28 protein-coding genes (1 of these 28 running past the window's edge) are annotated in these 24636 nt (G+C 60.2%); 8 read left to right on the top strand and 20 right to left on the bottom strand.

The genetic code is table 11. The annotated features are described in order from the left end of the window. Nucleotides 1–131: 131 nt before the first annotated feature. From AD669_RS18040 to AD669_RS18005, 8 genes are read right to left on the bottom strand one after another with little or no spacing between them, the layout of a single operon-like run. Nucleotides 132–1034: a metal ABC transporter solute-binding protein, Zn/Mn family gene (locus AD669_RS18040; protein ID WP_053122204.1), complete on the bottom strand. Its 903-nt coding sequence runs from the start codon at nucleotides 1032–1034 to the stop codon at nucleotides 132–134. Then, nucleotides 1035–1934: a metal ABC transporter permease gene (locus AD669_RS18035; RefSeq protein WP_007917717.1), complete on the bottom strand. Its 900-nt coding sequence runs from the start codon at nucleotides 1932–1934 to the stop codon at nucleotides 1035–1037. Continuing rightward, nucleotides 1934–2782, bottom strand: coding sequence for a metal ABC transporter ATP-binding protein (locus AD669_RS18030; RefSeq protein ID WP_053122202.1), 849 nt, complete (start codon nucleotides 2780–2782; stop codon nucleotides 1934–1936). Before AD669_RS18030 ends, AD669_RS18035 begins: the two co-directional genes overlap by 1 nt. Then, nucleotides 2779–3708, bottom strand: coding sequence for a metal ABC transporter substrate-binding protein (locus AD669_RS18025; RefSeq protein ID WP_053122200.1), 930 nt, complete (start codon nucleotides 3706–3708; stop codon nucleotides 2779–2781). The genes AD669_RS18030 and AD669_RS18025 overlap by 4 nt, the downstream gene beginning before the upstream one ends. Nucleotides 3709–3743: 35 nt before the next feature. Further along, nucleotides 3744–4319, bottom strand: coding sequence for a DUF6162 family protein (locus tag AD669_RS18020; protein ID WP_053122198.1), 576 nt, complete (start codon nucleotides 4317–4319; stop codon nucleotides 3744–3746). Beyond that, the gene (locus AD669_RS18015; protein WP_053122197.1) at nucleotides 4316–4657 is read right to left on the bottom strand and encodes a hypothetical protein; all 342 of its coding nucleotides are present in this window, start codon (nucleotides 4655–4657) and stop codon (nucleotides 4316–4318) included. The genes AD669_RS18020 and AD669_RS18015 overlap by 4 nt, the downstream gene beginning before the upstream one ends. Beyond that, a complete protein-coding gene (locus tag AD669_RS18010; protein WP_053122195.1) occupies nucleotides 4654–5196 on the bottom strand; it encodes a hypothetical protein in 543 nt (180 codons plus the stop codon). The genes AD669_RS18015 and AD669_RS18010 overlap by 4 nt, the downstream gene beginning before the upstream one ends. After that, nucleotides 5193–6392, bottom strand: coding sequence for a PepSY domain-containing protein (locus AD669_RS18005; RefSeq protein ID WP_053122193.1), 1200 nt, complete (start codon nucleotides 6390–6392; stop codon nucleotides 5193–5195). The genes AD669_RS18010 and AD669_RS18005 overlap by 4 nt, the downstream gene beginning before the upstream one ends. A 403-nt stretch (nucleotides 6393–6795) precedes the next feature. Here AD669_RS18005 and leuC point away from each other — a divergent pair, with 403 nt between their 5' ends. Together leuC and leuD are read left to right on the top strand one after the other, a co-directional pair. Beyond that, nucleotides 6796–8214, top strand: coding sequence for a 3-isopropylmalate dehydratase large subunit (gene leuC, locus AD669_RS18000; protein ID WP_053122279.1), 1419 nt, complete (start codon nucleotides 6796–6798; stop codon nucleotides 8212–8214). Then, nucleotides 8211–8825 (top strand): 3-isopropylmalate dehydratase small subunit, encoded by a 615-nt coding sequence (gene leuD, locus AD669_RS17995; RefSeq protein WP_053122191.1) that lies wholly within the window; start codon nucleotides 8211–8213, stop codon nucleotides 8823–8825. The genes leuC and leuD overlap by 4 nt, the downstream gene beginning before the upstream one ends. Nucleotides 8826–8909: 84 nt before the next feature. Here leuD and AD669_RS17990 read toward each other — a convergent pair whose 3' ends face one another. The 4 genes from AD669_RS17990 to soxR form a co-directional block, all read right to left on the bottom strand. After that, nucleotides 8910–9860, bottom strand: a complete 951-nt coding sequence (locus AD669_RS17990) for a LysR substrate-binding domain-containing protein (protein WP_053122189.1) — start codon at nucleotides 9858–9860, stop codon at nucleotides 8910–8912. 23 nt (nucleotides 9861–9883) lie between these two features. Further along, the gene (locus AD669_RS17985; protein ID WP_053122187.1) at nucleotides 9884–10759 is read right to left on the bottom strand and encodes an alpha/beta fold hydrolase; all 876 of its coding nucleotides are present in this window, start codon (nucleotides 10757–10759) and stop codon (nucleotides 9884–9886) included. Between the two features lie 214 nt (nucleotides 10760–10973). Further along, nucleotides 10974–11432 carry a VOC family protein gene (locus tag AD669_RS17980; protein ID WP_053122185.1) on the bottom strand — a complete coding sequence of 153 codons (459 nt, stop codon included), beginning with the start codon at nucleotides 11430–11432 and terminating at the stop codon, nucleotides 10974–10976. 258 nt (nucleotides 11433–11690) lie between these two features. Next, nucleotides 11691–12143: a redox-sensitive transcriptional activator SoxR gene (gene soxR / locus AD669_RS17975; protein WP_053122183.1), complete on the bottom strand. Its 453-nt coding sequence runs from the start codon at nucleotides 12141–12143 to the stop codon at nucleotides 11691–11693. Between the two features lie 92 nt (nucleotides 12144–12235). Here soxR and AD669_RS17970 point away from each other — a divergent pair, with 92 nt between their 5' ends. After that, complete coding sequence (locus AD669_RS17970) at nucleotides 12236–12601, top strand: antibiotic biosynthesis monooxygenase (protein ID WP_053122181.1); 366 nt, start codon at nucleotides 12236–12238, stop codon at nucleotides 12599–12601. On the opposite strand, the gene AD669_RS17965 is transcribed toward AD669_RS17970, so the two are convergent. The 4 genes from AD669_RS17965 to msuE all read right to left on the bottom strand — a co-directional run bounded on the left by AD669_RS17965 (nucleotide 12598) and on the right by msuE (nucleotide 16770). Beyond that, nucleotides 12598–13701 carry a sigma-54-dependent Fis family transcriptional regulator gene (locus AD669_RS17965; RefSeq protein WP_053122179.1) on the bottom strand — a complete coding sequence of 368 codons (1104 nt, stop codon included), beginning with the start codon at nucleotides 13699–13701 and terminating at the stop codon, nucleotides 12598–12600. The two genes, AD669_RS17970 and AD669_RS17965, sit on opposite strands and share 4 nt — an antisense overlap. 36 nt (nucleotides 13702–13737) lie before the next feature. Further along, a complete protein-coding gene (locus AD669_RS17960) occupies nucleotides 13738–14925 on the bottom strand; it encodes an acyl-CoA dehydrogenase family protein (protein WP_053122178.1) in 1188 nt (395 codons plus the stop codon). A 125-nt stretch (nucleotides 14926–15050) separates the two neighbouring features. Then, nucleotides 15051–16196 carry an FMNH2-dependent alkanesulfonate monooxygenase gene (ssuD, locus tag AD669_RS17955; RefSeq protein ID WP_053122175.1) on the bottom strand — a complete coding sequence of 382 codons (1146 nt, stop codon included), beginning with the start codon at nucleotides 16194–16196 and terminating at the stop codon, nucleotides 15051–15053. A 10-nt stretch (nucleotides 16197–16206) separates the two neighbouring features. Further along, complete coding sequence (gene msuE, locus AD669_RS17950) at nucleotides 16207–16770, bottom strand: FMN reductase (RefSeq protein ID WP_053122173.1); 564 nt, start codon at nucleotides 16768–16770, stop codon at nucleotides 16207–16209. A gap of 391 nt (nucleotides 16771–17161) precedes the next feature. Between msuE and AD669_RS17945 the strand changes: the two genes are divergently transcribed. From AD669_RS17945 to AD669_RS17930, 4 genes are all read left to right on the top strand, one after another. Then, the gene (locus AD669_RS17945; protein WP_053122171.1) at nucleotides 17162–17431 is read left to right on the top strand and encodes a hypothetical protein; all 270 of its coding nucleotides are present in this window, start codon (nucleotides 17162–17164) and stop codon (nucleotides 17429–17431) included. 101 nt (nucleotides 17432–17532) lie between these two features. Then, nucleotides 17533–18147 carry a LysE family translocator gene (locus AD669_RS17940; protein ID WP_053122169.1) on the top strand — a complete coding sequence of 205 codons (615 nt, stop codon included), beginning with the start codon at nucleotides 17533–17535 and terminating at the stop codon, nucleotides 18145–18147. Nucleotides 18148–18352: 205 nt separating this feature from the next. Further along, entirely contained in the window at nucleotides 18353–19519 is a 1167-nt protein-coding gene (locus AD669_RS17935; RefSeq protein ID WP_053122167.1) for an aminotransferase class V-fold PLP-dependent enzyme, read from the top strand. A gap of 56 nt (nucleotides 19520–19575) precedes the next feature. After that, nucleotides 19576–21384 (top strand): aminopeptidase P family protein, encoded by a 1809-nt coding sequence (locus tag AD669_RS17930; RefSeq protein ID WP_053122165.1) that lies wholly within the window; start codon nucleotides 19576–19578, stop codon nucleotides 21382–21384. Between the two features lie 49 nt (nucleotides 21385–21433). On the opposite strand, the gene AD669_RS17925 is transcribed toward AD669_RS17930, so the two are convergent. Further along, nucleotides 21434–22030 carry a 2-hydroxychromene-2-carboxylate isomerase gene (locus tag AD669_RS17925; RefSeq protein ID WP_053122163.1) on the bottom strand — a complete coding sequence of 199 codons (597 nt, stop codon included), beginning with the start codon at nucleotides 22028–22030 and terminating at the stop codon, nucleotides 21434–21436. A gap of 37 nt (nucleotides 22031–22067) precedes the next feature. Continuing rightward, nucleotides 22068–22796: an SDR family oxidoreductase gene (locus AD669_RS17920; RefSeq protein ID WP_053122161.1), complete on the bottom strand. Its 729-nt coding sequence runs from the start codon at nucleotides 22794–22796 to the stop codon at nucleotides 22068–22070. Between the two features lie 92 nt (nucleotides 22797–22888). On the opposite strand from AD669_RS17920, the gene AD669_RS17915 reads away from it, so the two are divergent. After that, entirely contained in the window at nucleotides 22889–23452 is a 564-nt protein-coding gene (locus AD669_RS17915; RefSeq protein WP_053122159.1) for a TetR/AcrR family transcriptional regulator, read from the top strand. Between the two features lies 1 nt (nucleotide 23453). On the opposite strand, the gene AD669_RS17910 is transcribed toward AD669_RS17915, so the two are convergent. Further along, nucleotides 23454–23735: a hypothetical protein gene (locus AD669_RS17910; protein ID WP_053122157.1), complete on the bottom strand. Its 282-nt coding sequence runs from the start codon at nucleotides 23733–23735 to the stop codon at nucleotides 23454–23456. Nucleotides 23736–23903: 168 nt separating this feature from the next. Continuing rightward, nucleotides 23904–24636, bottom strand: the 3' portion of a protein-coding gene (rhtA, locus tag AD669_RS17905) for a threonine/homoserine exporter RhtA (protein WP_053122155.1). The gene runs 155 nt beyond the window's last position; 733 of the gene's 888 nt are visible here — the last part of the coding sequence; its start codon lies off the right edge, out of view; it ends in the stop codon at nucleotides 23904–23906.

Here is a 24636-nt window from a genome sequence, read left to right as displayed (position 1 = left end):
AAAACAAACCCGCTAACCGGTGACGGTTAGCGGGTTTTTTTATGTCCTTAAAAGATCGCAGCCTTCGGCAGCTCCTACATTGGTAAGCATAAATCCTGTAGGAGCTGCCGAAGGCTGCGATCTTTTGATCTTCAGCCCTTCAATCCGTTAAGCACCAAATCCACATTCCCCTCCAGCTCCGCCACCGGATCCGCCGCATCGGTACTCAACACCACCAACCGACTCCCCGAGGCCGCCACCGCCGCTTTCACCGCCTCCGAAGGCTGGCGATGATGCAGCACCACCGCCACATCATTGTCCTTGAGTGTCGCCGTCAGTTTCTGCAGATCCTCAGCCGTCCACTCCGCATCCGGCCGTGGATCCTGGCCGACCAACTCCAGATTGAGGCTGCCAATCAAATAGCCAAAGTGATCACTCAAACTCATCACACTCAGATTATCCGCGCTGGCCAACTTCGCCTCGCTGTCGGCACTGAGTTTGAGCAAACGCTGTTTCAACGCCGCCAGATTCGCCTCTATTTTCGGCTTGGCGCTCGGTGCCAGACGCACCAGATCCGCCGCCATCACGTCGGCCATGCGCCCCATGTTGTTGCTCGCCAGCCACGGCTGACTGTTCAAACCGTCCACCTTCAGATCCGGTTGCACAGCGATGCCGGGCAGGGCGCCGTCCACCGGGCGTGCGGCGTCGACCTCAACGATACGGATATTGCTGCGCCGAGAAATCGGGTACAGCGGATCATCGGCCCACAACGAACGCACGCCGATCACTGCGTCGGCATCGGTCGCCAGTTTGCTCAGCGCCGGCGCGCCGCGTCCGGTGAAATAAGCGGTCTGGCGACTGCCAGGCAGATTCGCCGGCGCCGCGCGTTCGAGCTTGACATCAGTGCCTTTGAGCAACACTTCGCCCAAGCCGTAAGTGATCGGCAACGACGCCAGCACGTGCAGCGGCTTGGTGCTTTCAGCGGCGAACAACGGAGTGCTGACCACGCCACACAGGGCCATGGCCAAGGTCAGTTTGCGCATTGAAAAAGTCATTTATCCAAGATTCCCTTTCAGACTCGGGACGACGCCGCGCGCTATGGCGGCGAGGGCGAAGGCGATGCCGGCAACCAGAATGATCGCGGCGCCGGACGGAATCGGCAGATCGAAAACGATCGGCGCGAGAATCCCGCACAAGGTGCTCACAGTAGCGATCAACACTGAACACCAGAAAAAGCCCTTGAGCGACTGGCTAAGCAAGCGTGCCGCAGCGGCGGGAATCACCAGCAGCGCACCGACCAGGATCGCACCGATGACTTTCACCGCCGCCACGGTGATCAAGGTCACCAGAATCACGAACAGATAATCCAGGGTCTTCACCGCGACGCCGCGCACCGCCGCCAGTTGCGGGTTGAAACTGGCAAGCATGATGCGGTTGTACAACGGCAGTGCCAGCGCCATGACCAGCGAGCCGACGATGGCCAGCACCGCCAGGTCATTGCCGTTGACGGTCAACACCGAACCGAACAGCACGTTCTCCAGAATGTGCACGTTGATCTTGCCGGCGAGAATCAGCAGCAGGCTTGCACCCAAGGCCAGCGACACCGAGAGGAACACGCCGATCAAGGTATCTGGCGCCAGACCGGTGCGGTTGCGCAGATAATTGAGCAGGATGCCGAACAACAGGCAGTAGCCGAACAGGCTGCCGTACGGCCCGGTGTAGGGTTCGCCAAGCAGAATGCCAATGGCCACGCCGGTCAGCGCGGCGTGACCGACTGCTTCGGAGAAAAACGCGAAGCGCTTGACAACCACCAGCGTGCCGAGACCGCCGAGCACCGGGCCGATCAGCAGGCCGGCGAGCAGCGCATTGACGACAAAACCGTAGGCCAGCGCTTCCGGCAGATAACCGGACGAGGCCCAGCCTTGAACCATCAAACGAAAGGCTTCGTAACTCATCAGCTCGCGCTCCGTGGATGGGTCGAAAACAGTGTCAGCAGACGCTCCGGGGTCAACGCCTCGCGAGGTGTGGCGTCGAACAGCACGCGACGATTGAGGCCGGTGACGCGATCGGCCAGACGGCCGACGGCTTCCAGATCATGCTCGATCCACAACACCGTGATGCCAGCCGCGCGCCAATCGCCGAGCAGGCGTTCGAACACCTGAATCCCGGCTTCGTCGAGAGCCGACATCGGCTCATCGAGCACCAGCAATTGCGGCGCCGGAATCAAACCCTGTGCGAGCAAAACCCGCTGCCGCTCACCGCCGGACAGCGCGCCCATGCGCCGCTTGCGCTTGTCCTGCATGCCGACGCGTTCCAGCGCATCGCCGATGGCGCCGGCGTAGTGTTTGCTCAAACCGAGAAACGCCGGGCGACGCTGGCACATCGCGGCCATGAAATCGTCGACGGTCATCGGCAGACCGCGATCGAATTCCAGCGCTTGCGGCACATAACCGATGGTGCCGGGCTCGCCGGGCCATTGCAGGCTGAGCTGGCCTTGATGCGGCATCTGCCCGAGCAGGGTTTTGATCAACGAACTCTTGCCGCCACCGTTGGGGCCGACCAATGCGTGTACGTTGCCGGGCTGCACCTGGAAGGTGACCTTGTCGAGAATCGTCGTCCGCCCCAGCGTCAGACAAACCTCCGCAAAATCCAGCGTCGGCCCCGAAACCTGTGGGAGCGACCCTGCTCGCGAAAGCGGAGTGTCATCCAACAATGATGCAGGCTGATCTGGCCCCATCGCGAGCAGGCTCACTCCTACAGGGGATTCGGTGTTTTCGGGAGAGAGGGTTTCTTTTGAAGTCATGCCCCCGACTCCTGAATCGCCCGCACCACGGTGTTGAGGTTGCCGGTCATTTCCTTTTCGTACTTGTCGGCGGTGTATTCGCCGTAGGAGATGTGCGACAGCGGGTACAGCTTCACCCCGGATTCACGCTGAATGGTATCGACGTAACTCGACGGGAAATCCATCTCCGAGAAGATCACTTTCACGTCCAGTTCGCGCAGTTGATCGATGGTCTTCTTCAACTGGCTCGGGCTCGGCTCGATGCCGTGCGCCGGCTCAACCACTGCCGTCACTTCCAGACCGAATTCACGCAGCAGGTAGTCGTAAGCCGCGTGCACCGTGGCCACGCGCAGCTCGGCGTTCGGCGCCTCGGTCAGCTTGGCCAACGCATCGGCGCGCATCTGCCGCAGGCGTTTGCCGTAGGCGCGGGCGTTCTGCGTGTAGGTTTTGGCGTTGTCCGGGTCGAGTTTGCCCAGTTCGCGGGCGATGTTGTTGACCTGCGCGATCGAGGCGCTGATCGACAAGAACGTGTGCGGGTTGACCACTTTGCCGGCCCCGCGCGCGGCGACCCCGGTGGCGGCCAGCAACGGTACGTTTTCGTTGGCTTCGATGGTTTTGACGTTCGGCGTTTCGCTGGCGGCGATCATCCGGTCGGCAAAATCATCATGGCCGACACCGTTGAGCACGATCACGTCCAGCCCGCTGATGCGCTTGATGTCCTCGGCGCGCGGCTCGTAGGCGTGCGGGTTGAAACCGGCCGGAATCAGCGGCACCACTTCGGCCTTGTCGCCGACGATGTTCGCCACATAGCTGTAATACGGATGCAGGGTGATGCCGATGCGCAGGCGTTTGGCCTGATCGGCGCTGGCCAACGGGCTCAGCAGGCAGGCACAAAGACCGGCTAAAAACAGACGCAACAATGGACGGCGGGACGATGAAATAGACATGGGCAAACGGTCTTCTCTCGGGTGAGGGCGAGGAATCAATGGCGATGTTCGCGGGTAACCCCGGCATCGTATTGCGCGACGATCTGTTTCCAGCCCGACGCGGACAGGGCGGCGTCGGTCAGTTCGGTCGGCACTTTGAGATCGGCATCGCGGTTGAGCCAGATGTCCGGTGCAGCGCTGTGATCGGCGCTCAACAGCATCACGAACGAACCGGCGACGGCGGGTGCCTGACTGTGGCCAAAGTAGGCAGTGTCGGCCAGCAATTGCCAGGCATGACCGCCGCGACTGACCGAACTCGCATCCTGAGCAAACGGCGCGAAACCTTCGTCAGCCAGATTTTTCGGGGTCGGCAAGGTTTGCTGTTCTTCGCGCAGCAGACGGATTTCGTCGAGGGTCACTCGCAGATCGGCGTAGATGCCCTGCTCGGAAGCACTGAGATCGCGGCGCGCATCGAACTGATGGCTGGCGACCGGTTCCGGCTCATGGGACACCCCGCGCCACGCCACCACCGAACCGGCGACCGCCAGAATCAGCAGGCACAACAGCAGCACATTGAGGGTTTCATGGCCGGCACCGGCCGGGCGGACGACTTGGGTGGTGGGCGTACTCATGGGGCCTCAATATCCGCTTGGTCGATTTCGACGACGTGGCCGGGACCCGCGTCGAACAGCACGTAGAATTCGGCGCCGGGTTTTTTGAAGGTCAGCGTCGAATCGCTGCCAAGCTTGCCCGGTACCAGAATGGTTTCGTCGTAACCGATCACGTCGAGGGTCACGCCGGGGGCGCCGCTGCCGTCGGAAAAACCACCGGTGCATTTGATCTGGTCGGCGTCGATGGCTTTGCATTCGCACATCGGGTTATGCGCCAGAGCGCTGCCAGTGAAACCGGCGCAGAGCACCAGCAACGCGGCGCTCAGCCGCAGGCGGGAAGGGCGTTGCGAGCGGGTCATGGTTTGGCTCCTTGTTGAGTCAGCCAGGCAATGGTGGCGGGGGAGGCCTGGCTCAGGGGTATCGAGGCCTGATGCATGCTGCCGTCCCAGCCTTCCATGGTGATCCACAGTTCGGCGTCGGCTTTGGTTTTCTCCGGCACCGGCAACTGCGCGCCCATGCGATACGGCGCGCCGAAGAAAATCACCCCGGCGGCGCGCAGGCTGCGCGGTTTGCCGATGCGCAGATAAGTGGCTTTGACCTTGTCGATGCAAGCATCACAAAGCGCGGCGTTGAAGCCTTTCATGTAGCCGGCCGGGCCTTCCAGACGTGGCGCCTCGTTGCGCAATTCGGCGAGGCGCAGGCTCCACGGGCCGACTGCGATTTCGCCGACTTCGCGCTCACCGAGGCCGGCATCGCCGCGAAACAGCGCGACATCGGCGAAGTATTTCGGCATGAAACCCAGCGGGATCAGCAGCAACAGCACGTTGATATGGAAACGCCATTTGTGCCAGAACACGCTCAAGCGCGACGGTTGCGGCAAAGCTGCGGACTTGCTCATGGGTTGACCTCCGACGTTTCCCGGCGCATCGCCGGTTGCGCCTGCACGCGGTTTTTCTTCGATTCACGCTTGAGTGCATTGGCCGTGGCCAGCGCCGTGCGTTTGGTCCAGATCAACAAACCGCTGAGCACCATCATGCTCAGCAGTAGGCCGAAGAAGAACCAGATCAACTTGATCCACAACCCGCCGAAGTCGCCGGTGTGCAGCGGGCGCATGGATTCGGTAACGAATTCCAGCGAAGTGCGGTCGCTCAACAAACGTGAAGTGGCCAACTCACCACTGTAAGGGTCGAGCGTCGCGGTCTGGAACATCAACGGATACCAGCCGCGACCGCCGACGTTGAGGTGGGTATAGGCGTTGGCCGGCAGGCTGACGAAGCTGACTTCGAGGCCGGGGATTTTCTCTTGGGCGATTTCAATGGCGCGATCCAGACTGATGCGCGGCGGCGGGCTGCCGTCGGCCGAGATCGGCACCGCTTCACGGGACATCGCCGGAATGACCGGTTCGCTGGAGATGGAAATGTGGTTGTCGAACAGCAGCGCCTGAATCAGGAACCAGGTGCCGGTGATCGAGATCACGGCGATAAACCAGATCGACCAGATGCCGCTGAGGCGGTGAAAATCGCCCCAGAAAATTCGCGCGCCGTGGCGAAAGCGCAGGGTCGGACTAAAGAATCCTTTCCAGAAGCGTTTATAAACCACCAGCCCGGTGACCAGCGAAGCCAGCAACGGCAGACCGAGGAACGACACCAGGTACCAGCCCCAACTGAAACCGTTGGTGAACGGCACCAGCCACCAGCCATGCAGGGCGCGGGTAAAGGCCTGGAAGTTGAAGTCGGGCGCGACTCCCTGAATCACCCCGGTATACGGGTTGACGTAAACGGTCTGCTCGCGGCCGTCCGGGTAGCTGACCTGCACGTCCAGGGCAAAATGCGACTCATCCGGGCGGCTGATGCTCTCGACCACGGTGCGTGGTTCGGCTTTTTTGATCGCCGCGAGTACCTGGTCGTAGCTGAGCAGCGGTGCGTCGTCGGTCGGTTGGCTGGCGCGCATTTGCGGGTTGGCCAGCCAGACGATTTCCTGGCTGACCACCGCCAGCGTGCCGGTGACACAGACGATCAGCACAAAGAACCAGATCGGTAACGCCAGCCAGCTATGAACGAGGAACCACAGTTTGGAGCGGGATTTCTTCGACATGATTGCGCGTCTTGATTTCGATGGAAGGGCGCGGCACCACGGGCTTCGCAGCACAGCAGTCCCCGAACGACCGGTCGTGGCTTTTGCCTACGCGAACGGCCTGCATCTCTATAAGACGAATGAGCGACGCAAATCCCGAAAGGCGATATGAAAGCAAATGTTTCGCAATCCGCCTTCACGCGGAAAACCTGTGGGAGCGGGCTTGCTCGCGAAGGCGGTGTGTCTGTTGCGTGGATGTTGGCTGGCACGACGCCTTCGCGAGCAAGCCCGCTCCCACAGGGGGTTTGTGGTGTTCGGGGGATTGAACACGATTCATGATCTGCGCCATCACTGTCTGGCAATTGATGGGCGGCAGCGCCTGCCTATGATGGGGATCACTTGGATTGCTTGAGTGAATGCCCTGATGAGCCCCAGAACCCTTTACGACAAACACATCGATTCCCACACGGTCTGCCCTCTCGACGATCAGGGTCATGTGCTGCTGTATATCGACCGTCAGGTGATCAACGAATACACCAGCCCGCAAGCGTTCAGTGGCTTGCGCACGGCTGGGCGCGAAGTGTGGCGGCCGGGCACGGCGCTGGCGGTGGTCGATCACGTCAACCCGACCACGCCGGTGCGCATCGCTGCGATGCCCGATGCCGGCGGTGCGCGGCAAGTGTCGTATCTGGCGGAAAACTGCCGGGACTTCGGCATCGAACTGCTGGACATCCTCGATAAGCGCCAGGGCATCGAACACGTGATCGCGCCGGAGCAAGGCTTCATCCTCCCAGGCATGGTCATCGCAGCCGGCGACAGCCACACCACGACCTACGGCGCACTCGGCGCGTTCGGGTTCGGCATCGGCACCTCTGAAATCGAGCACCTGCTGGCCTCGCAAACGCTGGTCTACAAACGCCTGAAAAGCCTGCGCGTCACCGTCGACGGTGAGTTGGCGCCGGGCCTGACCTCGAAGGATGTGATCATGGCGCTGATTGGCCAGATCGGCGCATCCGGGGCCACCGGTTACGCCATCGAATTCTGCGGTTCGACCATTGATGCCCTGAGCGTCGAAGCGCGCATGACCATTTGCAACATGGCCGTCGAGGCCGGTGCGCGTGGGGCCTTTATGGCGCCGGACGAGAAAGTCTTCAGCTACTTGAAAGGCAAACCGCGCGCGCCCCAAGGTGAGTTGTGGGATCGCGGCGTGGAAAAATGGCGCGAATTGCGCAGCGATCCCGGCGCGGTGTTCGATCGCGAAATACACCTCGACGCCAGTGGGCTGGAACCAATGGTGACCTGGGGCACCAGCCCGGATCAGGCCGCTGCCATCGGTGCGCGAGTGCCGGATCCGCAATTGATCAGCGACCCGATCCTGCGTCAGGACATGCGCCGCGCCCTCAACTATATGGGCCTCGAAGCGGGCATGGCGCTCAGCGACATCGTCATCAGCCACGCTTTCATCGGTTCATGCACCAACGCGCGGATCGAAGATTTGCGGGATGCCGCCAGCGTCGTGCGCGGGCAACGCGTCTCCGAGCACGTACGCGCGATGATCGTGCCCGGCTCCAGCGAAGTGCGTGCGCAAGCCGAAGCGGAAGGGCTGGCGCAGATTTTTCTCGACGCCGGTTTTGAATGGCGCCAGTCCGGTTGCTCGATGTGTCTGGCGATGAACGACGACGTGCTCGCTCCCGGCGACCGCTGCGCCTCCAGCACCAACCGCAATTTCGAAGGCCGCCAGGGCGCCGGCGCACGCACGCATTTGATGAGCCCGGCGATGGTCGCCGCTGCTGCGATCAGCGGTCGACTCACCGACATCCGCCACTTTGGAGAACGCCCATGAGCCTGCCACCCTTCACTCATGTCAGCGGTCAGGCCGCGCCGTTTCTGGCGGCCAACGTCGATACCGACGTGATCATGCCGAAACAGTTTCTCAAGGGCATCGATCGCCAAGGGCTGGATCGCGGGGTGTTTTTCGATCTGCGATTTTTGCCGGATGGCAGGCCCAATCCTGATTTCGTGCTCAATCAAGCGGCATGGCGGGGTGCGAGTTTTTTGGTGGTCGGGCCGAATTTTGGCTGCGGTTCCAGTCGTGAGCACGCGGTGTGGGGGTTGCAGCAGCTGGGCGTTCGCGCGTTGATCGGCAGCAGTTTTGCCGGGATCTTTTACGACAACTGCCAGCGTAACGGGGTGTTGTTGATCACCCTGGAAGAGGCGCAGGTGCAGCGAATCGGCCAGCTTGTGGGTCAGCCTGAAACGGCGCGGATCAGCATTGATCTGCAAGCGCAGCAGATTGGTTTGGCGGATGGCAGTGTGATCGATTTCCAGATCGATACCCTGCGCAAAACTTCGCTGTTGCTGGGGCTGGATGCGATTGGCAGCACCCTGCAACGCCGCGAACAGATCCAAGAGTTCGAACGCCAACACCTGGCCAGTAATCCCTGGTTGTCCTGACCAAAAAGATCGCAGCCTGCGGCAGCTCCTACATGGAACACATTGCCCTGTAGGAGCTGCCGCAGGCTGCGATCTTTTGATCTTCTAAACAGACAACTCTTTGAAGTGTTCTTGCAAGAATTCCACACACGCCCTCAACTTCCCCGAATTCGCCAACCTTGTCGGGTACACCGCCCAGACATTCGCGCTCTGCCCGTAATCCTCCAGCACCTGCACCAGCAACCCTTGCTCCAGCAACGGTTTCACATCCCACAATGAACGCAGCAACACCCCACGCCCATCCAGCGCCCATTGCAGAACAATCTCGCCATTGTTCGACGACAACGGCCCGCTGACCCGCACACTTTCCTGCCCGCCCTCGCGATCCAGATTCCAGATGCCGAAGGCGTTGTCGCGTTCCTTGATCACCAGACAGTCGTGTTGCTGCAAGTCCTCCAGCGTCAGCGGCGTGCCACGCCGTTGCAGATAATTCGGCGCTGCACACAGCACGCGCCGATTGCTCACCAGACGTCGACCGATGTGCTGCCCGGGAATGTCATCGCCGACGCGGATTTCCAGGTCGAAACCTTCATTGATGATGTCCACCACCCGATCAAACAGGTCGAGACGAATCTGCAGTTCCGGGTAGCGCTCGGCCAGCAACGACACCGCCGGTGCCACGTGATTGCGACCGAAACCGAAACTGCTGCAGAGGTGCAAACGCCCACGCGGGCTGTCGTGGGCGTCGGAAAGTTCGTCGTGCAGTTGCTGGAAGTCATCAAGAATGCGCAACGCCCAGCGCTGCACACGCTCGCCATCCTCGGTCAGCGAGACGCGCCGACTGGTGCGATGCAGCAGGCGTGTGCCAAGGGTGGTTTCGAGAATCTGGATGCGTTTGCTGACATAGGCGGGCGATAGGCCCAAATCATCGGCCGCGGCGGCAAAGCCGTTTTTGCGGATCACGGTGAGCAGCACACGCAGGTCTTCGGGCAGGGGCACGGTGTCTTTCTTCTGGGACATGTCAAAACGCACGCTGGCGGCAGAAGCCGCCAGCATAGCATCGGGTTTTGCGGGGCTGTTTAGCGCAGAAAGGCCAGCGCTTCGGCAAGCAACAGTCCGGGGACTTCTTCGGCGATGTAATGGCCGGCGGGCAGGGCCTGGCCGGTGACGTTCGTCGCCACTTGCTGCCATTCCTTGAGCGGATCGAAACAGCGGCCGACGGTGCCTTCGGCGCCCCACAGCACCCGCAGCGGCAAACCCAAATGATGATGGGCGGCGATGTCGGCGCGGTCGTGTTCCAGATCGATGCCGGCGCTGGCGCGGTAATCTTCGCAGATGCCGCGTGCGCTGCCGGGTTGTTGCAGGCAGCGGCGGTATTCGCTGAAGGCTTCGTCGGTGAACGGTTTGAGGCCGGCGCTGCGACTGCCCATGACGCTGCGCAGATAACCTTCAGGATTGGCTTCGATCAGCGTTTCCGGCAGCGGCGCCGGGCGAATCAGGAAGAACCAGTGCCAGTAAGCGCGGGCGAAGGCTTCGTTGGTTTGGGTGTACATCGCCAGGGTCGGGGCGATGTCCAGCAGCATCATGCGTTGCACGGCGGCGGGGTGGTCGAGGGCGAGGCGATGAGCGACGCGCGCGCCACGGTCATGGGCGAGGATCGAGAATTGCTCGAAGCCCAGCGCTTTCATTAAGTCGACGTTGTCGCGGGCCATTTCGCGTTTCGAGTAGCTGAGGTGCAACTCGTCAGCGTCGGGGCGACTGCTGTCGCCGTAACCGCGCAGGTCGGCGGCGACCACGGTGAAATGTTCGGCCAGTTGTTCGGCAATCTTGTGCCAGATCACATGGGTCTGCGGATGGCCGTGCAACAGCAACAGGCCCGGCCCGCTGCCGCCGACGCGGTAGGCAATGTCGACGCCATTGACGTGGCGCTGGTCTTTGAGGAATCCGGCAAACATCGGGCTGATCCTTGTTTCAGGGTTCTTGTGGCCTGCATCCTGAAAGCGTCCGGGGTTTGGGGCAAGGCGCAAAGCGTGATGGGCGGGTTCATGAAGTGTGATTTGTTTGTCAGTACCGGCCCCATCGCGAGCAGGCTCACTCCTACAATTGGAATGCAGTCCCCCTGTAGGAGTGAGCCTGCTCGCGATAGCGCCTATGCAAACACTGCAAAACCTAACCCTGGCCAAACATCTCCATCGCCCGCTGCCTGATCTGCTCCTCAGTCAAATCCTCCTTGCGCGAGGCCAGAAACCACAGATGCCCATACGGATCCTTCAACGTCCCGCTGCGATCACCGTAAAACTGATCCTTGACCTCCGACACCGATGTCGCCCCGGCATCCAGCGCTCGCTGAAATGACTTGTCGACATCCGTCACATACAAATGCAAACCAACCGACACCGCTTGATCCGGATTGCTCAACGGCCCTTGATCGCACGGCGAACCGAGCATGATCGCGCTGTCACCGATGCGCAGTTCGGCGTGGCCAATGCCGCCGTCGGGCATGGACAGGCGCATGACTTCGGTGGCACCAAACGCTTTTTTGTAGAACTCGATGGCCTCGGCGGCTTTGTGAATGCCGAGGTACGGGGTGATGCTGTGATACCCCTCGGGAATGGGTTTGACGCTCATGACCTTCTCCCTGATTGTTGTTTTGCGAGGTGAAGAATCACTATAGAACTGTCCGCGCACACCAGACTTTTGCCCGACGAGCAGCACCCAAATTGGCCGAAGGCACCCACCTCCCTGTGGCGAGGGTATTTATCCCCGTTGGGCTGCGAAGCAGACCCTAAGTCAGTCAATGAGGTATGTCTGAAGGAATAGGGATGCAGGTTTTGGGGCTGCTTCGCAGCCCAACGGGGATAAATCCCCTCGCCACAGGGTTTTCCATCAGTCTTTAGGGAAGTGCGGGCCAGGGCCCTGTTCACCGAGCACATCGCCTTGGTTACGCAACGGACAGGCCTCCATTGAAAGGCAACCACAACCAATACAGCCATTCAACCGATCCCGCAGCAGCGTCAACTGCTCGATCCGCTCATCCAGTTCCCGCCGCCACTGCTCGGACAACACCCGCCAATCCGCCGCCGTCGGCGCACGGTCATCCGGCAAAATCTTCAGCGCTTCGCCAATCTCCGCCAACGGAATCCCCAGTCGTTGCGCGACCTTGATCAACGCCACCCGCCGCAGCACCTCACGCGGATAGCGCCGCTGATTGCCGGCATTACGCTGGCTCTTGATCAGTCCCTTCGATTCATAGAAGTGCAGCGCCGTCACCGCCACGCCACTGCGCGCCGCGACTTCGCCAACCGTTAGCTGTTTGTGCACATGTTCTTTGCTGATCATTGAAAACAGCTCTTGACCTTGACTTAACTAGAGGTTTTACCCTGCAGGCCTTCGAGTCGCAAGATTCGCCTTACAGCCAAGTGGGGACTTTCATGCAAGCAACAGCGAAAAATCGCAGTTTCACCCAGTTGATCGAATTCGAAATCGAACCCCGCCAGCAGCCGGCATTGGTCAATGCGCTGTCGGTACAGACTGAACGTCTGGCCCAGCGCTACGCGGGATTTGTCAGCGCGAGTGTGCAGGCCAGCGATGATGGCCGGCGCGTATTGAGTTTTCTGCAATGGCAGACCCGCGAAGCGGGGGAGGCGGCGTTTCGCAGTTTCGAGAGCGGCGAGCAGGACTTTTGGCAGTTGATCCACACGCATCAGGCGAAAACCATCACCTTCAATTCCTTTCAGGTGCTAAGCAGCATCGCCCGCAGTCACGACGATGCGCTGCACTGCAATCTGGTCGGCTAGATCGACAGTTGCAGCAGGCGTTCGCCGTGCAGATTGGCGGGTGCCCGGCGCTTGTTCACTGCCAGTTCGCCGATCTTGATCAACCGTGTGCGCGTGACGTTGCGGCTCAGGCCGAGCAGGGCGGCGGTGTGCACTTGGTTGTAGTGGCAGAAGCGGTAAGCCGCGCGCAGCAACGCGTCTTCGACTTTTTCGTGGAGGGCGCCGGCCTGTTGCGCGAAGAGTTTTTGGAAGGCCTGCTCCAGCAACGCTTCCGGTGAGTCGTCAGCGCTGTTGTGATGATCGTCCGGGCGCTCGATGCGCAGATTGGACAGGCGCAAATCATCGCGTTCGATCACGCCGTTACGGCAGATCAACAAGGTGTGATGGATGACGTTTTCCAGTTCGCGGATGTTACCCGGCCAACTGTAACCGCGCAGTTTGTGCTCGGCGCCGGGGCTGATGCTGACTCGCCCGTAACCGAGACGCTGACTGTAGGCCTCAATGAAATGCCGAGTCAGCGGCAGGATGTCGCCAGGGCGATCACGCAACGGACTGAGTTCCAGATTGACCACGTTTAGGCGGTAATACAGATCCTCACGGAAATTGCCGGCATTGATGGCTTTTTCCAGTTGCACGTTGGTCGCGGCCAAAACCCGCACATCGATCGGAATGCTTTTACGCGAACCGAGCCGCACCACTTCGCGCTCCTGCAAGACGCGCAACAACTTGACCTGAATCGCCATCGGCAGATCGCCGATCTCGTCGAGAAACAAGGTGCCGCCGTCCGCCTCTTCGAACCAGCCAGCCTTGGCGCTCAAGGCGCCGGTGAACGCGCCTTTTTCATGACCAAACAATTCGGCCTCGACCAGCGACTCGGAAAACGCGCCGCAATTGACCGCGATAAACGGCCGATGGCGACGGTTGCTCAGGTTATGAATATGCCGCGCCACCAACTCCTTGCCGGTACCGGTCTCGCCGATGATCAGCACGCTGGCCTCGCTCGGTGCAACCTGTTGCAAATGCGCGAGCAGGGCTTGGGACTTCGGATCTTCGAACACCTGCGCGGTGGCACGGATCGACGTGGCCAGCGCGGGTGAGGGCGGTAAGGTCAGCAGTTGCATGGGCTCGTCCTTCTTTTTAGTTCAAATGCAGACAGGTCAGGAATAGAAAGTCGGCACCGGCAGCGACTGGTTCAGCGCCCAGTCGCCCAGTTCATGGAGTTTGTAATCCAGCGGATCGTGCAGGGTTTGCGTGCGCAAGTTGCGCCAGTGCCGGTCGAGACGCAGCGAGGCGTGGGTCGAGCGCGCGCCGGTGACTTCGAACAGACGGCTGCAAATCTCCAGGCCCTGACGACTGGCCGCGACTTTGGCCGTGGCAATCGCCGTGGCGACATGCCCGCGCTCTTCGGCGCTGAGATTCGCGCCTTTCGCCCACGCTTCATCCAGCAACGCCGCGGCGCGTTCGACCAATAAACGAATGCCTTCGAGGGCCACCCAGAACTCGCCGAAATGCGCGAGCACATACGGGTCTTCACTGACTTCGCGCGCCGAGGATTTGTGCCAGAGCCGGGTTTCCTTGAGGGTATACTGCCGCGCTTCTTCGAACGCACCTTCGGCAATCCCGAGAAACATATGCGTGAAAGTCAGCTGCGCGATCAGTGGTCGCAAGCAAGCGAACGGCGTGCTCAGCGGGCCCGGATCAAGCAGCAGCTCCGACTCTTCGACACGCACCCGTTCAAATGTCGCGCTGCCGCTGTCGGTCTGACGCTGGCCGATATTGTTCCAGTCGTTGTGCAAAGTGATGCCGCTGCGGCCGCTGGGAATCGCCGCGATCAGCAACTTGCCGCCCGCGCCTTCATCGACCGCTGAGGCAATCAGCATCTGCGAATCACTGGCGCCGGAGCAGAAGCTTTTCTTCCCGGAAAACTCACGCCAGCCACCGAGGTTTTTGACCACGGTGCGAGTGTCGAGCGGGTTCAGCGCGTTGCCCCAGAACCAGTTCTGCCGCGCGGTCTGTTCGAACCACGGCTGCCATTGTTCCGGTCGCGAGAACAGGCGCACGGTGGCGAGCATCAGATGATGAAAGCCGAAGACGTGAGCGATAGAGCTGTCGACCTTGGCGAACTCGCGGACGATCTGCAGGGTTTCACTCCACGTCGCGCCGAGGCCTCCATAGCGGGTGGGAATGCTCAGGGCCAGCAGGCCGCTGTCGCGCAGAGCATCGCGCTCGGCTTTCGGCGTGCCACCGCGCTCGTCGCGTTCGACGGCGGTGAGGGCAAACTCGGCGGCCAGTTGGCGGGCGGTTTGCAGCGGGGATAACAGGGTACTTTGCGGTTTGGCAGTCACACCAACACTCCTGAATTCAATCTTCCTGTGTAGGAGCTGCCGCAGGCTGCGATCTTTTGATCCGGTTTTTTAGAAAATCAAAGTCAAAAGATCGCAGCCTGCGGCAGCTCCTACAGGGGATTTGTTTATGCCGTGGCTTTGGTGGGCAGCACATCATTGGCAATCATTTCGCCAAACGGCCCGGTCAGGTTGGTCACGCCACGCCCGGCCAGGCTCGCGTACGGCTCGGGCAGCAGCGGGAACACCAGCTCGGCAAAGCGGTAAGCTTCTTCCAGATGCGGATAACCGGAGAAAATGAAGCTCTCGATGCCCAGATCCGCGTACTCCTTGATCCGCGCCGCCACTTGTTGCGGATCGCCAACCAGCGCCGTCCCCGCGCCACCGCGTACCAGACCGACACCGGCCCACAGGTTCGGGGCGATTTCCAGATTGTCGCGACGGCCATCGTGCAACGCCGCCATGCGCCGCTGACCCTCTGAATCAAAACGCGAAAAGGACTTCTGCGCCGCCTCTATTGTTTCGTCACTGATGTGCTCGATCAGTTTGTCGGCGGCTTTCCACGCCTCTTCGGCGGTCTCGCGGACGATCACGTGCAGACGAATACCGAACTTCACCGTGCGACCGTGGCGCGCCGCGCGTTCGCGCACATCGGCGATTTTTTCTGCGACCGCCGCCGGAGGTTCGCCCCAGGTCAGATAGACATCGACCTGCTCGGCGGCCAGATCATGCGCCGCGTCGGAGGATCCGCCGAAGTACAGCGGCGGGTAAGGTTTCTGCACCGGCGGGTAGAGCGCTTTGGCGTTCTGCACTTTCAGGTGCTTGCCCTCGAAATCCACCGATTCGCCTTGCAGCACACGGCGCCAGATTTTCAGGAATTCATCGGTGACTTCGTAGCGTTCACTGTGGCTGAGGAAGCTGCCGTCGCCACGGTTTTCATCCGGGTCGCCACCGGTCACCACGTTGATCAGCAAGCGGCCGTTGGACAATCGATCCAGCGTCGCCGCCATCCGTGCGGAAACGGTCGGCGAGATGATTCCCGGTCGAATCGCCACCAGATAACGCAGGCGTTCGGTCAACGGCACCAATGCCGAGGCGATCACCCACGAGTCCTCGCAGGAACGCCCGGTCGGGATCAACACACCGTGATAACCGAGGCTGTCAGCGGCTTGCGCGACTTGTTTCAAATAGTTGAGCGTGACCGGGCGCGCACCTTGGGTGGTGCCCAGATAGTGGCCGTCGCCGTGGGTCGGCAGGAACCAGAAAACATCCATGAACAGCTCCTTAAGCGATCTTCAGCAACGGTTTGATTTGCGTAGCGAACAGCGGCGCAGCGCGCTCGGCGGCCAGACGGATGCGCGCTTTCAGCGGCTCGCTGGTGATCTGGTAGTCGGCGAAATCGGCCTCGGTGGCGTACACACCAATCGGCAAGGTCACGGCCTGGAAGAAACTGAACAGCGGGCGCAATTGGTGATCAAGCACCAGCGCATGGCGTTCGCTGCCACCGGTGGCAGCGAGCAGCACCGGGGTATCGATCAGCGCATTGAGGTCGATCAGGTCGAACAAATGCTTGAGCAGCCCCGGGTAAGAACCGCGATAAACCGGCGCTGCAACAATCAGCAAATCCGCTTGTTCGATGGCTTGCAGCTCGGCCTCAACTTCGGCGCTCAGTTCCTGACGCGAAAGGGCGCCGCCGAGTGGGCGGGCGATGTCACCGAGTTCGATCAGATGGCTGTCGATCGGCAAATGCCCGGCAAGTTCGGCCAGCAAGGCCTGGGTCAGCACCAACGTACGCGAGGGACGCCAGGTTCCGCCGGAGAGGGCGACGACTTTCAGAGGACGCGACATGATCAATTCCTTGTTTTCAACAGTTGCTCAGCGAGCAGTGGCTAAGTCACTGGGCTTGAGCAAACGCTGTACCAATTCCTGGAGGCCCGGTGTGGCGGGGCTTTGAGTGTTTTGCTAGCGGCCGTTTGTACGAATATGAGGTGGCTTTGTTGAACCGCTGTTGCCTGAGCAACAGTTGCTGGAGCAACACTGAAGCGCCTATGGGGAGAAGTTATAAAGGCTAGTTGTTATTCCGCAAAAGACCGTTAATCGATATTTATAGATCGTTAACGAATATGTCTGAGGCTCTGCGAAAATCCTGATAGCCACTATTGAGAGCGTTGATTTCTGCGCGAGCGAGCCCGGGCGTAGCCTTTGTCCATCGACTACCACTGCTCGCCAGGACGCTCCCATGAATCATCTACTGACTGTTTCGCTGCTGCTCGCTGTCTCCGTACTTGCTGGTTGTGCCGGTCACGTTTCGCCAGAATTGCGCCCTTACAGCGCAGAAGAATCACGCGAACTGGCGATGGAAGCGCTGAACCGCAGTGGTTTGTCCTTCGACGAATATCACGCGAAAAAAGCCCAACTGCTCGGCCAGCCACAGAAGACTTTCGGCTTCGATAAACAAGGTGAGATGAGCGCCGAGCGAGCTGTACAGCTGCACGGTCGCCCTAGCTGATAACAAACTGTACTGCTGGAAGTTTTACTCAACTGTCCGTGGGTTTGCGCGGTGGCGTGAGATAGGGTCAACACCTGAATGCCCCTGACGGATTGCCCACCATGACCCTCTCGCTTGATCTGCTGCTGGGCTTTGCCCTGTTTGCCCTTGTCACCTCGATTACGCCGGGGCCGAACAACACCATGTTGCTGGCATCGGGCGTGAACTTCGGCTTTAACCGCACCATTCCACACATGCTAGGCATTACCTGCGGATTTTTCGTCTTGGTGGTGGCGGTCGGTTTTGGGCTCGGCGCGGTGTTTCAAACCTATCCCATTCTTTATACGATCCTGCGCTACGTCGGCGCGGCGTATCTGCTGTATCTGGCGTGGAAAATCGCTCACTCGGGGCCGGTGGGCGACAACGTTCAGGGTGAGGCCAAACCGATCAGTTATCTCGGCGCTGCGGCGTTTCAGTGGGTCAATCCAAAGGCGTGGATCATGGCCATCGGCGCAATCAGCACCTACACGCCGATGCAGGGTTATTTCACCAATGTCGTGGTGATCGCGGCCGTTTTCGCCATCATCAACCTGCCGAGTGTCGGCGTCTGGGCTGCCTGCGGCACGCTGTTGCGCAATGTGTTGAAAGATCCGCGCTGGTTGCGCGTGTTCAACTGGGGCATGGCCGCGCTGCTGGTGATTTCGCTGTACCCGTTACTTCTCGAAAGCTTTCACTGACGCATAGCCTTCAACCCGCGGCCCGATGCCTGTTAAGCTCGCTTCAGGAGCGTTCCTACGCACTTTTAAATGAAGTTGTTCTTCTTTAACGGCATCCGATCAGGTATTGATGACGCTCTCGAACCGACGCGCAGCTCACAAGGCTGCGCGGTGCCGTTTGCAGACACGAGCCTCCTGATCCCGGAACACGCTCTGCGAGTCTTTTATGAACACACGTCCGTTGTATTTCGATTACGCCGCCACCACCCCGGTGGACGAGCGGGTCATCCAGGTGATGATCGAATGTCTGGGGTTTCACGGTAACTTCGGTAACCCGGCTTCCAGCTCCCACGCCTTCGGCCAGCAGGCCCGGCACACGGTCGAGCAGGCGCGCCGGCAAGTCGCCGAACTGGTGGGCGCCCAAGCCGAACAGATTGTCTGGACGTCCGGCGCCACCGAGTCCAACAACCTCGCCCTTAAAGGCGTGGCGCAGGCGCGCGGCGTTTCCGGCGGCCACATCATCACCAGTCAGATCGAACACAAAGCCATTCTCGATACCGCCCGCCAATTGCAGGACGCCGGCATCGCCGTGACCTATCTGGTGCCGGACGCCGATGGCCTGATCACGCCGCAAGCGGTCAGTGAAGCACTGCGCGAGGACACCTTTCTGGTGTCGCTGATGCTGGTCAACAATGAGTTGGGCACCGTCAACGACGTGCAAGCGATTGGCGAAATCGTGCGCAACCGTGAAGCGCTGTTTCACGTCGATGCGGCGCAAGGTGCCGGCAAAGTGGCGATCGATCTGGCGCAGTGGCCGGTCGACCTGATGTCGTTTTCGGCGCACAAACTCTATGGCCCCAAGGGCATCGGCGCGTTGTATGTCGGCCCACGGGCACAGCAAAAGCTGCAGGCACAAATTCACGGTGGCGGCCACGAAGGTGGCTTGCGTTCCGGGACGCTGGCAACTCATCAGATCGCCGGAATGGGCTCGGCGTTCGCACTGGCGGCTGCCGCATTTGACGAAGAGAAGAGCACGATCGTCGCGTTGCGCGAGCGTCTGCTCGAACAATTGCTGAGCCTGCCCGGCGTGCGCCTTAATGGCAGCGCCAGCCAGCGCATTCCGCACACCTTGAGCCTGACGTTCAGCGAAGGCGAATTCAACAGCGCCGCGTTGAGCCATTCGATCGCGTTTTCCGCGACTTCGGCGTGTAACTCCGCGAGTAACGCACCGTCTCACGTGCTGTTGGCGCTGGGGCATGACGCGCACCTGGCCGGGCGCACCATTCGCTTGAGCCTCGGCCGTTTCACCACCGCCGACGATATCGACAAGGCTTGCGAACTGATCAAGACCGCCTGCGCCAGTGCTCCGGCATTCTGGGCGACAGGGCTGTAAACCAGCCGACCTAACGGCTACGAACAATAACGATGAAGTGATTAGCAGGAGACATGATGAGTACCCAGACCTTGACCGAAGGATCGGTGCCCCAGCGCCTGGCGCACACCCGCGAGCTGATGCGTCGCGAAGGCATTCACGCACTCTTGGTGCCGTCTGCCGACCCGCATCTGTCGGAATATCTGCCGGGTTACTGGCAGGGCCGGCAGTGGCTGTCGGGTTTCCACGGTTCGGTTGGCACTTTGATTGTCACCAACGATTTCGCCGGTGTCTGGGCCGACAGCCGTTACTGGGAACAGGCAACCAAAGAACTCAACGGCAGCGGCATCGAGCTGGTCAAGTTGCAGCCGGGTCAACCGAGCCCGCTGGACTGGCTGGCTGAGCAAACGCCGGAAGGTGGCGTGGTCGCCGTCGATGGCGCAGTAATGGCTGTGGCCTCGGCGCGCACGTTGAGCAGCAAACTCGAAGCGCGTGGCGCGCGTTTGCGTACCGACATCGATTTGTTGCAGGAAGTCTGGAGCGATCGCCCGACGCTACCGAATGCAGCGATCTATCAGCATCTGCCGCCACAGGCGACCGTCAGCCGAGGCGAGAAACTCGCCAAACTGCGCGAAACCCTGCAAGCGCGTGGCGCTGATTGGCACTTCATCGCCACCCTCGACGATATCGCCTGGCTGTTCAACCTGCGCGGCGGCGACGTGTCGTTCAACCCGGTGTTTGTGTCCTTTGCGTTGATCAATCAACAGCAAGCCACGTTGTTCGTGGCGCTGAGCAAGGTTGATGCGGATTTGCGCGCCGTGCTGGAAGCCGATGGCATCACCCTGCGTGACTACAGTGAAGTCGCTGAAGCCTTGCGCGCCGTGCCGAGTGGTTCGAGTGTGCTGGTGGATCCGGCGCGGGTCACCAGCGGACTGCTGGAAAACCTCGACAGCGGCGTATCACTGGTCGAAGGCCTGAACCCGACAACGCTGGCCAAGTCGCAGAAAAGTGAAGCCGATGCTCGGCACATCCGCCAAGCGATGGAGCAGGACGGCGCGGCGCTGTGCGAATTTTTCGCCTGGCTGGAGTCAGCCTGGGGTCGTGAGCGGATTACCGAGCTGACCATCGACGAGAAACTCACCGCTGCCCGTGAACGTCGTCCGGATTATGTCTCGCTGAGTTTCAACACCATTGCCGCGTTCAACGCCAATGGCGCGATGCCGCACTATCACGCCACCGAAGAAGAGCACGCGGTGATCGAGGGTGATGGTCTGCTGCTGATCGACTCGGGTGGTCAGTACCTCGGCGGTACCACTGACATTACGCGGATGGTGCCGGTCGGTACGCCAACCGAAGAGCAGAAACGCGATTGCACGCGCGTGCTCAAAGGCGTGATTGCACTGTCGCGAGCGCAGTTCCCGAAAGGCATTCTGTCGCCGCTGCTCGACGCCATCGCCCGCGCGCCGATCTGGGCTGAGAGCGTTGACTACGGTCACGGCACCGGTCACGGCGTTGGCTATTTCCTCAACGTTCACGAAGGCCCGCAGGTGATTGCCTACCAAGCCGCGCCAGCACCGCAAACCGCGATGTTGCCGGGCATGATCACCTCGATCGAGCCGGGTACCTATCGTCCGGGTCGTTGGGGGGTGCGCATCGAGAACCTGGCGATGAATCGCGAGGCGGGCAGCAGCGAATTCGGCGAATTCCTCAAGTTTGAAACCTTGACCCTGTGCCCGATCGACACTCGCTGCCTGGTGCCGGCGCTGCTGACTCAGGAAGAGAAACAGTGGTTCAACGCCTATCATGCTGAAGTGCGTGAGCGTTTGAGCCCGTTGCTGGAAGGTGCTGCGCTGGAGTGGTTGAGAACGCGTACTGCTGCCATCTAAACGATTGACGCTCGGGCGCTGTCGCCAGCGCCCGAGTGATGGCTTCGAACTAGATCTGGCGCAATGCCTCTTCGACGAAGTCGAGTCGATCCTGACCAAAGAACAACTGGTTGCCGACGAACATGCTCGGTGCGCCAAACACGCCGCGTTTAATTGCAGTCTCGGTATTCTCTTTCAACACGGCTTTGACGGATTCGTCATTGGTCAGCGCCAGTACTTCCTGCGGATCGAAACCGTGTTCACTCAATACCGCTGCGACGGTTTGCGGTTCGTCCATGCTGCGGCCATCGACCCAAAGCGCTGTGAACAGACAATCGATAAACGCCTGGAAGCGTTCAGGCTGATGCAGTTGGATGCCCGTGACGGCGCGCATCAGCATCAACGTGTTGATTGGGAAGTGCGGGTTGAATTTCAGCGGCACGCCGTAGCGTTTTGCATAGCGATCCAGATCTTGAAACATATAGCGACCCTTGGCCGGGATCATCGCGGGGGAGGCGTTGCCGGTCGCCTTGAACACGCCGCCGAGCAGCATCGGGATATAGATCAGTTCGCTGCCAGTCTCTGCGCAGATTTTTGGCAATTGGCTGTAGGCCAGATACGTGGCAGGGCTGCCGAGGTCGAAATAGAACTCCACGGTTTTCGTCATGTTTGCTGCACTCTCATTATTGTTATGGGCGGCGGTTTTACCAGCGTTCGTTCCACGGACGCAGATCTAGCTCGAATGTCCAGGCATCGCGCGGCTGACTGTGCAGGTACCAATAGTTTTCGGCGATGTGCTCGGGGTTGAGAATGCCGTCCTGATCCTTGGTGGCGTATTTCTCCGGGAAACTGTTGCGAATGAAGTCGGTGTCGATCGCACCGTCGACCACCACATGGGCGACGTGGATGTTCATCGGCCCCAACTCTCTTGCCATGCTTTGTGCCAGTGCGCGGATACCGTGTTTGGCGCCGGCGAATGCGGCAAACCCTGAGGCTCCACGCAAACCGGCGGTAGCGCCAGTGAACAGGATCGTGCCGCGATTGCGCGTGACCATGCGCTTGGCCACTTCGCGTGCATTGAGGAAACCCGAGAAGCAGGCCATCTCCCAGATCTTGAAATATTTGCGCGCGGTTTCTTCGAGGATGCTGCACGGCACGTTGGCGCCGATGTTGAAGACGAACGCTTCGATCGGGCCAACGCGGGTTTCGATGTCTTCGATCAGCGCGATCACGTCTTCTTCCTTGCGCGCATCGCAGGCGAAACCGTGTGCTTCGCCGCCGTCTGCCTCAATCGCGTCTACCAGCGGCTGCAATTTGTCGGCACTGCGTCTCGTGACGCAGGCAACGAATCCTTCTTTGGCAAAGCGCTTGGCAATAGCGCCCCCCGTGGCATCGCCGGCTCCGACAACCAACACGACCTTCTTGTTATTCATGGGTAGATCCCTTTGCTAAACGATCGTTAAGTGAACGAACGTTATGCTAGGATTCCGACAACGTCAAGGCGGTCAATTTTGAGGGCAAACACATGCGTTACTCCGCCAGTCACAAACTGGAAACCCGGGAAAAGCTGCTGCAGAGCAGTTCGCTGTCGGCGAAGCGTTCGGGGTTTTCCACGGTAGGCGTCGATGGTTTGATGAAGGCTATCGGCTTGAGTGGTGCGGCGTTCTACAGTCACTTCGCGTCGAAGGATGCGTTGTTTACCGCTATCGTCGAGCGCGAATTGGGCCAGAGCCTGGAACGGTTGGGCGGGCAGGGCACTCAGGATCACGAGCGACTGCAGCGTTGTCTCAAGCACTATCTGAGCATGGCTCATGTTGAGCAGCCCGAATCCGGCTGTGCCTTGCCAGCGCTGGGTGCGGAGATCGCCCGTTCTGATATTCAAGTGCGGGAACAGGCAGAACTGTGGATCTGCCGGTTGCAGGAGAGTTGGGCGAAAATATTGGAAAGCGACAGCCTGGCGTGGTCAGTGCTGTCGCAATGTGTCGGGGCGTTGGTGGTGGCGCGTATGCTGGCCACACCGGACATTCAGCACACAGTGCTGAAGTCCAGTCAGGAAGAAATCGCTCGGCAGATCGCCAGACCGCAATGAGTTATTTGCAGATGACAATCATGCTGCGGCTGGTGTAGCCGGCAGGGTTGAGGCCGAAAGGATAATCGCCAGGCTCTTCGACGCCATCCCCCGATTTGGCAATGACTTTATAGCCCTTGGGGGCACAGGCGTTGGCGGCGTGGGTGTAGCACTTGTCCCAGGAGGACGACAGCCCTGAACAGTTGATGTGCAGCCCCTTCTTACCGCGTTTTACCTGGGTTTCCGATGTCGCCGCGCAGCCTGCAACTGCGAGTATGGCGATCAATATCAAAATTCGTTTCATTACCGTCCTTATGGCAGCCAGAAGTCTGTTGCTCTGGTCTGCCTGTATGCGATCGCGCTTGAAGCGTTCTGACGTCCGTATTCGAAAAAATCCATGCCTGACACTGAGTTAACGGACTAAACATGGCCTAAATAAGCGGCAAATGCCAGACCTTCGTCAAATCCTGTTTCAATCTGCCGCAATGGCGGGCTTCGCACTGCTGCCCATTGTCAGGGTAGCTCCGACGGAGGCGAGAATAATGCACAGGATCGCCATCCATTGTGACAACGTCAGGTATTCCTGCAGAAACAGCAGGCCTGATAGCGCGCCGAATGCGGGCTCGATACTCATCAAGGTGCCGAAGGTGCGCGCGGGCATGCGGGTGAGTGCAACCATTTCCAGGGTGTAGGGCAGGGCGGTGGAAAGGATGGCCACGCCGATAGCGATCGGGATCAGCGAGGGCGTCAGCAAAGCAGCGCCGGCATGCACGATGCCGATGGGCGCGACAAACAGCGCGGCGATCATCACGCCCAATGCTGCGGTCGTTACACCATTGTCCGCGCCAGCCTTCTGACCGAACAATATATAGAGAGCCCAGCAGACACCCGCGCCCAGCGCATAGCCTGCACCGACCAGATCAATGCCGGCAGTAGTAGCGCCTGTGGGGATCAGAAGGAACAAGCCTGCAGCCGCCAAACCAATCCAGAGAAAATCGATAGCGCGACGTGATGCGTAAATGGCGACGGCCAGCGGCCCGGTGAATTCCAGTGCGACGGCGATCCCTAGTGGGACTGTGCGCAATGACATATAGAAGAGGAAGTTCATCCCGCCCAATGCCATGCCGTAGACAATGACCGTGCGCAGCGACTTGGCCGTCAGCTTGGCGCGCCATGGACGCAGCAATAGAAGCATGATCACACTG

The organism is Pseudomonas sp. P1.31, assembly GCF_001269815.1.
In the GTDB taxonomy this organism is placed as follows: domain Bacteria; phylum Pseudomonadota; class Gammaproteobacteria; order Pseudomonadales; family Pseudomonadaceae; genus Aquipseudomonas; species Aquipseudomonas rustica.
The sequence above is the reverse complement of the archived record's forward strand: the minus strand, read 5'-3'. Positions and strand labels throughout refer to the sequence as shown.

Coding starts and splice junctions, on each gene's coding strand:
- AD669_RS18040 (WP_053122204.1), bottom strand. CDS start 1,034: ATGACTTTTTCAATGCGCAAACTGACCTTGGCCATGGCCCTGTGTGGC.
- AD669_RS18035 (WP_007917717.1), bottom strand. CDS start 1,934: ATGAGTTACGAAGCCTTTCGTTTGATGGTTCAAGGCTGGGCCTCGTCC.
- AD669_RS18030 (WP_053122202.1), bottom strand. CDS start 2,782: ATGACTTCAAAAGAAACCCTCTCTCCCGAAAACACCGAATCCCCTGTA.
- AD669_RS18025 (WP_053122200.1), bottom strand. CDS start 3,708: ATGTCTATTTCATCGTCCCGCCGTCCATTGTTGCGTCTGTTTTTAGCC.
- AD669_RS18020 (WP_053122198.1), bottom strand. CDS start 4,319: ATGAGTACGCCCACCACCCAAGTCGTCCGCCCGGCCGGTGCCGGCCAT.
- AD669_RS18015 (WP_053122197.1), bottom strand. CDS start 4,657: ATGACCCGCTCGCAACGCCCTTCCCGCCTGCGGCTGAGCGCCGCGTTG.
- AD669_RS18010 (WP_053122195.1), bottom strand. CDS start 5,196: ATGAGCAAGTCCGCAGCTTTGCCGCAACCGTCGCGCTTGAGCGTGTTC.
- AD669_RS18005 (WP_053122193.1), bottom strand. CDS start 6,392: ATGTCGAAGAAATCCCGCTCCAAACTGTGGTTCCTCGTTCATAGCTGG.
- leuC (WP_053122279.1), top strand. CDS start 6,796: ATGAGCCCCAGAACCCTTTACGACAAACACATCGATTCCCACACGGTC.
- leuD (WP_053122191.1), top strand. CDS start 8,211: ATGAGCCTGCCACCCTTCACTCATGTCAGCGGTCAGGCCGCGCCGTTT.
- AD669_RS17990 (WP_053122189.1), bottom strand. CDS start 9,860: ATGCTGGCGGCTTCTGCCGCCAGCGTGCGTTTTGACATGTCCCAGAAG.
- AD669_RS17985 (WP_053122187.1), bottom strand. CDS start 10,759: ATGTTTGCCGGATTCCTCAAAGACCAGCGCCACGTCAATGGCGTCGAC.
- AD669_RS17980 (WP_053122185.1), bottom strand. CDS start 11,432: ATGAGCGTCAAACCCATTCCCGAGGGGTATCACAGCATCACCCCGTAC.
- soxR (WP_053122183.1), bottom strand. CDS start 12,143: ATGATCAGCAAAGAACATGTGCACAAACAGCTAACGGTTGGCGAAGTC.
- AD669_RS17970 (WP_053122181.1), top strand. CDS start 12,236: ATGCAAGCAACAGCGAAAAATCGCAGTTTCACCCAGTTGATCGAATTC.
- AD669_RS17965 (WP_053122179.1), bottom strand. CDS start 13,701: ATGCAACTGCTGACCTTACCGCCCTCACCCGCGCTGGCCACGTCGATC.
- ssuD (WP_053122175.1), bottom strand. CDS start 16,196: ATGGATGTTTTCTGGTTCCTGCCGACCCACGGCGACGGCCACTATCTG.
- msuE (WP_053122173.1), bottom strand. CDS start 16,770: ATGTCGCGTCCTCTGAAAGTCGTCGCCCTCTCCGGCGGAACCTGGCGT.
- AD669_RS17945 (WP_053122171.1), top strand. CDS start 17,162: ATGAATCATCTACTGACTGTTTCGCTGCTGCTCGCTGTCTCCGTACTT.
- AD669_RS17940 (WP_053122169.1), top strand. CDS start 17,533: ATGACCCTCTCGCTTGATCTGCTGCTGGGCTTTGCCCTGTTTGCCCTT.
- AD669_RS17935 (WP_053122167.1), top strand. CDS start 18,353: ATGAACACACGTCCGTTGTATTTCGATTACGCCGCCACCACCCCGGTG.
- AD669_RS17930 (WP_053122165.1), top strand. CDS start 19,576: ATGAGTACCCAGACCTTGACCGAAGGATCGGTGCCCCAGCGCCTGGCG.
- AD669_RS17925 (WP_053122163.1), bottom strand. CDS start 22,030: ATGACGAAAACCGTGGAGTTCTATTTCGACCTCGGCAGCCCTGCCACG.
- AD669_RS17920 (WP_053122161.1), bottom strand. CDS start 22,796: ATGAATAACAAGAAGGTCGTGTTGGTTGTCGGAGCCGGCGATGCCACG.
- AD669_RS17915 (WP_053122159.1), top strand. CDS start 22,889: ATGCGTTACTCCGCCAGTCACAAACTGGAAACCCGGGAAAAGCTGCTG.
- AD669_RS17910 (WP_053122157.1), bottom strand. CDS start 23,735: ATGAAACGAATTTTGATATTGATCGCCATACTCGCAGTTGCAGGCTGC.